Raw genomic sequence first — 5,739 nt, forward strand, 5'->3', positions numbered from 1 at the left:
ATTTAATTTATTTTTTAAAATAATAATCTTATCATTGTATTGTATCCGGAACAATAAAAGTTAAATTGGGGTGTTAAAGTGGATAAAAACTTTTCAAAGTTGTCTGCCGAACAGGTAAACTACAAAACAATTAATATTGACACAGCAAGCACAACAGAGATTCTGAGAATGATTAACGAAGAAGATTTTTTTGTTCCCTTGGCTGTTAGAGACCAACTAGAAAATATCAGTAAAGCTGTTTATGGAATTGTCGAACGAATAAAAATAGGAGGACGTCTGTTTTATATAGGTGCAGGGACAAGTGGACGATTAGGAATACTTGACGCTTCTGAATGCCCACCCACATATGGAATAGATCCAGAACTTATTCAAGGGTTAATAGCAGGTGGAAGTGAGGCTATCCATTCTGCAGTAGAAGGTGCAGAAGATCGTGAAGATTTAGGTAAGGAAGTTATTTATGAAAATAGTATAAACGAAAAAGATGTGGTAGTAGGCATTACGGCAAGCGGAAGAACTCCATATGTAATATCTGCTGTAAAGGAAGCGAAAATAGTCGGGGCCTTAACAATTGGAATTAGTAATAATATTCAATCTCAGATAAATGAAATAGTGGATATAGAAATAACTCCACAAGTAGGACCAGAGGTAATTATGGGTTCCACTCGCATGAAATCAGGTACATCGCAAAAGTTAGTACTTAACATGCTAACAACAGCAACGATGGTCAAGTTAGGAAAAATATACGGTAATTTAATGGTTGATTTACAGCCTACCAATAAAAAACTTATTGATCGCACTGTGCGCATTGTTATGCATGCTACAGGGTTGGAAGAAAGTGATGCGCAAAAATATTTAGAGAAATCAGGATTCAATCCAAAGGTGGCTATTGTAATGGTACAAGCTCTTGTTGAAAGAGAAGAAGCGGAGGAATTACTTTTAAAAGCTGATGGAGTTATTAAGAAGGCAATCGCTCTTAAGTCTAGAGTAACTCCTAGGTAGATAATGGGAACTTTGTGTGATTAAGAATTAATAGATGCATTTAGTATATCGCAGTATCTTAATTATTTTTTTATGTACTTAGTTTGTAATTAATAGATGGAGGCTACTATGCAGTACATTATTGGAATCGATGGTGGGGGGACCAAAACTCGTCTCGTAATGACAGACATGCAAGATAAACTACTAGTTACTTGTGAGGCTGGGCCGTCAAATATTCATTCGGCTCCTATAAATGAAGTTAAAAAAGTTTTATATACACTTATACAGAGGGCACTAGATAAGACAGGTATGAATTTATCGCAATGCGCCTCAGTATGTATAGGAGCAGCTGGAGCAGGAAGGTTTAAAGAAAGAATAATACTAGAGACAATCTTAAATGAAATTGGTCTCAATGGGAAAAAAACAGTTACAGATGATGTAGAGACGGCTTTTTATGGAGGGGTAGGTTGCTCTACAGGGAGTGTAATAATTGCAGGTACAGGCTCTATAGGCTTTGGGAGAAATTCAAAAGGAAGAACTCACAGATGTGGCGGATGGGGACATATTATAGGTGATGAGGGTAGCGGCTACGATATAGGTAAGAAAGTGATTTCCAGTGTAATGCGCAGTTTTGATGGTAGATCACCACAAACTATTATGACAAAGCTACTCCTTAATAGCTTGAGCCTAAGCGACCATAATGAATTGATTCAATATATTTATAGAAGCAATATAGGTAAGAAGGAAATTGCTAGTCTGTCAAGGGTTGCCTATGAAGGATGTGCAGCCGGGGATGAAATAGCCTATTCTATCGTTAAGAATACTGCAGAAGAGTTGTATTTAATTGCTACTACTGTTCTTGAGCGTTTAGGGCAAGAGGATGGCCTACTGGCAACAGGTGGGGGCGTATTAACTCATAATGATTATATAAGAAATGAGTTTAAACACCTACTTGATCAATCATATCCAAAGGTGCAGGTAATTCCTATGAAAAGAGATGCTGCATGGGGTGCGGCAATGATAGCAAAAGAGAAAACTGAATATTGATTATTATCATAATGTTTAGGAAGGTAAGTTAACAATGGCAGGAACTTTATTAAAAATAAAAGAGTCTATAAATACTTTAACCGAATCTGAAAAGAAAGTAGCCAATTATATACTTAATTCTCCAGAAGCGGTTTTAGGTATGTTAATAGATGACCTGGCACTTAAGAGTAAAACTAGTAAGGCAGCAATTATTAGAATGTGTAAACGTTTAAATTATAAGGGATATCGAGAGTTTAGTATAGATTTGGCATCGAATATTACCAATCAAATACAGAATGAACATAAGTACACTGACATTAAACCAGGTGACACAATTAAATCAATTATTCGAAATGTGGGAAATAACCACAAACAGTCAATTGAAGATACTCAGTTGGTTTTAGAAATAAATGAAATCGAAAATGCTGTTTTGGCACTATGTAAAGCCAAAATTATTACCTTCTATGGAGTAGGTGCATCAGGTTTGGTTGCCATGGATGCATTCCAAAAGTTTTTACGAATTAATAAGAAAACCTTTTTTTACCCTGATTACCATTTACAAGGAATGTCAACTGCGAATATTTCTAATGGAGACGTAATAATTGCAATATCATATTCAGGTGAAACAACCGATACTGTTGAAATGGCAAATATAGCTAAAGAGACAGGAGCTACAGTAATCTCGATAACCAGGTTTGGAGAAAATACTCTAAGCAAATTGTCTGACATTAATCTATTCCTCTCTTCGCCTGATACAACTATACGAAGTAGTGCTATGGGTTCCCGTATAGGTCAATTATATATCCTCGATATTCTTTTTTCAGGAGTTGCTAGTATGGAATACGCGGATATTGAAAAATATTTAGATCGTTCTAAGGAAGTCATTGCAGTAAGAAGTCTTAAACGAGATTTGGATGTAAATAATCACTAAAGTTACTTATTAACAACTGATAAAAAAGAGTACTTTCTTTACATAAGTTAAAAAATTGATTTTTAAAATTATAAATTTATCTAATTTTTGAAAGGTGGTGTATTCATCTCTTGTCCAAATAGAGATGAATGAATATGGAAAAAATTAAAGCGAGTATCATTGGAGCAGGGAAACAAGGTGAGGTTCATGCTAGAACTTTGAGTGAAATTCCTTATGTAGAAATTGTTGCAGTTTGTGACTTAAACAAATCTAGAGCAGAAGAAATGGCTAATAAATATGGAATAAAAGAGATTTATACAGATCATAAAGAGATGCTAGAAAAGAGTGATTGTGATTTTGTCGCTATCGTAACACCTGATCACCTACACGCTCAAGTAACAATTGATAGTGCAAATGCTAAGAAACATGTACTAATTGAAAAGCCATTTGCGACTACTCGAAAAGATATTTTTGATATGTTAGAGGCAATTGAACGTAACCAAGTTCGAGCGATGGTAGACTTGCATAATCGATGGAGCCCGCCGTTTAGTACAGCGAAGAGAGCAATTGAAAATGGTGATATAGGTGAAGTTCGATCAGGTTATATTCGACTGAATGATAATAAATTTGTTGCGACTGATATGTTAGCATGGTCTGCTAATTCTTCTATCTTATGGTTCCTTGGTAGCCATAGTCTTGATGCAATATCTTGGCTAGTTAACTCACGAGTTGATAAAGTTTACAGCGTGGCGAGAGACGGTGTGTTAAAGAATTTAGGTATAGACACTATTGATATGTATCAGACTACATTAGAATTTGAAAATGGCGCAATTGTACAAATGGAGAATGGATGGATTACGCCTAATGGTAATACAGCAATCATTGATTTTAAATGTAATGTACTTGGTTCAGAAGGAATGATTAATATCAATACTTCAAGTCATGACCTTATACAAATTTCCAATGAGAAAAGAACAATCACTCCAGATATCCTTGCTAAGCCAATTATTGAGGATAAAATGGCAGGATTCTCAAGTAATAGTATTAGAAGCTTTGTAGATCGTTTAATTGATGATAAGCCATTCCAAGTGAGTGTAGAAGAGGCAGCAAATTCATGTTTGGTACTTATTGCGATCTTAGAATCTGCTAATACAGGAAAAGCTGTAAAAGTTGAATATTAATCTATCATAAAGTTAATTCACTCCTGTAGAATGATTCCTTGTTTTTACGGGAGTGGATATAAGAATACATAAATAGTAGTCACGATTGCAAAAATACAAACGGATTCATAATAGTTTGAGAGTTTAAATACTTAAAAGGAGAGGGAAAATGCAAGAAAACTATATTTCTAATAAAAATAATAAGTATATTCTGATTGCTCTGCTATTTTCGGGATGGTTATGCGATTATCTTGATCGAATGGTGATAAGTCTTGGCATTACAGGAATAGCAAAAGATTTTTCATTAAATCCGTCCCAAGTAGGGTTGATTTTGAGTAGTTTTTTTTAGGATATGCGTTTATTCAAATACCTAGTGGGTGGATAGCTGACAGGATTGGTTCAAAGAGATTAATAGTTTTTTCAATAATTATGTGGTCAATATTTACTATTTTAACTGGGGTAGTCTGGTCATTTGCATCACTAATTGTAGTACGAGTAATATTTGGGATTGCCCAAGGAGGCTATCCTGCATCTTCCGCTAAGTCAATTGCTGAAAATATTCATTATAAAGAAAGAGGAAGAGTACAGGGGATTGTAATGTCTGCGAATCCAGTTGCGTCTACTATAGCACCTATTTTAGCTGCGACGATTATGGTAACTCTAGGATGGAGACCTCTTTTTATCGGTATAGGTGTAGTTGGCGCATTAATTGCTGTCCTTTTTATTTACTTTCACCCAATATCTGTGGTACAGCAAAAAGGTATAAAGAATTCTATCAATGGAACAAGTACAAAAGATGCACTTCGTAATTGGGATATTTGGAAATTAGCAATTCTAGATTTTGGATTATCATGTGTTTCTTGGGGGTTCTCATCTTGGTTACCATCATATTTGATGAATGTTCGCCACATAAGCCTTGTTGACACAGGAATTTATGCTTCGTTTCCATTTATGGCAGCTGCACTTGCTCAAATTTTAAGTGGGTGGTTTTTAGATAAATTCTTAGTTGGTCGTGAAAAGATTGCAATGGTTATTGCTGGTATATTAAGTACGATATTCTTTTATTTAATGTTTCATACAGGATCACTAAAATTATCTATCGTATATCAAATATTAGCAATATTCCCATTATATTTTAACCTTACTCTTATTTGGGTTTTGGTAGTAAAAATTTTCCCGTATCAAACAGTAGGGATTGCTTCCGGGATAATGAACTTTGGTGGAAATATGGCAGGAGTTGTTGCACCTTCAGTAATGGGCTTCTTAATTAGTACTTCTAATGGTAGTTACAGTGGTGCATTTTGGTTTTTAATCTTTGCAATGATGTTGAGTATTATTTCAATTTTATCGATTAATATAAAAGGATTTTCAAAAAATAAGAACGACACTGAAATAGTAACTGCCTAGGACTATCCTTCAGTTTCCGGATTTAATAAATGGTAACTTTTTCTAAGAAGTTAAATTATTTCATTTTGGAAAAAAACTTCTTTTAACTAAAAAAAACAGCAATACAATTGATCATGTTGCTCAACTAATGCATTCGTTAGTTCAATAATTTGTTTGTGATTAAAAAAATAGACTTTAACTTTATATTTGAATAAATTGAATTGTGTAATCTTCATTGATTAATGTTACATTTATATAGAGAGACTCCCTGTCTAGAGT

6 protein-coding genes are annotated in these 5,739 nt (G+C 34.3%); all 6 read left to right on the plus strand.

The genetic code is table 11. The features are described from left to right. The first annotated feature begins 78 nt into the window (after window positions 1–78). The 6 genes from murQ (at window position 79) to ACFCYN_RS24895 (ending at window position 5,481) form a co-directional block, all read left to right on the plus strand. Complete coding sequence (gene murQ, locus ACFCYN_RS24870; RefSeq protein ID WP_375952722.1) at window positions 79–999, plus strand: N-acetylmuramic acid 6-phosphate etherase; 921 nt, start codon at window positions 79–81, stop codon at window positions 997–999. Between the two features lie 108 nt (window positions 1,000–1,107). After that, entirely contained in the window at window positions 1,108–2,025 is a 918-nt protein-coding gene (locus ACFCYN_RS24875; RefSeq protein ID WP_172445885.1) for a BadF/BadG/BcrA/BcrD ATPase family protein, read from the plus strand. A 34-nt stretch (window positions 2,026–2,059) separates the two neighbouring features. Continuing rightward, window positions 2,060–2,935: a MurR/RpiR family transcriptional regulator gene (locus ACFCYN_RS24880; RefSeq protein ID WP_172445884.1), complete on the plus strand. Its 876-nt coding sequence runs from the start codon at window positions 2,060–2,062 to the stop codon at window positions 2,933–2,935. 134 nt (window positions 2,936–3,069) lie between these two features. Then, window positions 3,070–4,095, plus strand: coding sequence for a Gfo/Idh/MocA family protein (locus ACFCYN_RS24885; protein WP_375952727.1), 1,026 nt, complete (start codon window positions 3,070–3,072; stop codon window positions 4,093–4,095). A 148-nt stretch (window positions 4,096–4,243) separates the two neighbouring features. Beyond that, entirely contained in the window at window positions 4,244–4,423 is a 180-nt protein-coding gene (locus ACFCYN_RS24890) for a hypothetical protein (protein ID WP_375952730.1), read from the plus strand. Between the two features lie 44 nt (window positions 4,424–4,467). Next, on the plus strand, window positions 4,468–5,481 hold the full coding sequence (locus tag ACFCYN_RS24895) for an MFS transporter (RefSeq protein WP_375952733.1): 1,014 nt from the start codon (window positions 4,468–4,470) through the stop codon (window positions 5,479–5,481). Window positions 5,482–5,739 lie beyond the last annotated feature (258 nt).

The organism is Gottfriedia sp. NPDC056225 (assembly GCF_042267765.1).
In the GTDB taxonomy this organism is placed as follows: domain Bacteria; phylum Bacillota; class Bacilli; order Bacillales; family Bacillaceae_G; genus Gottfriedia.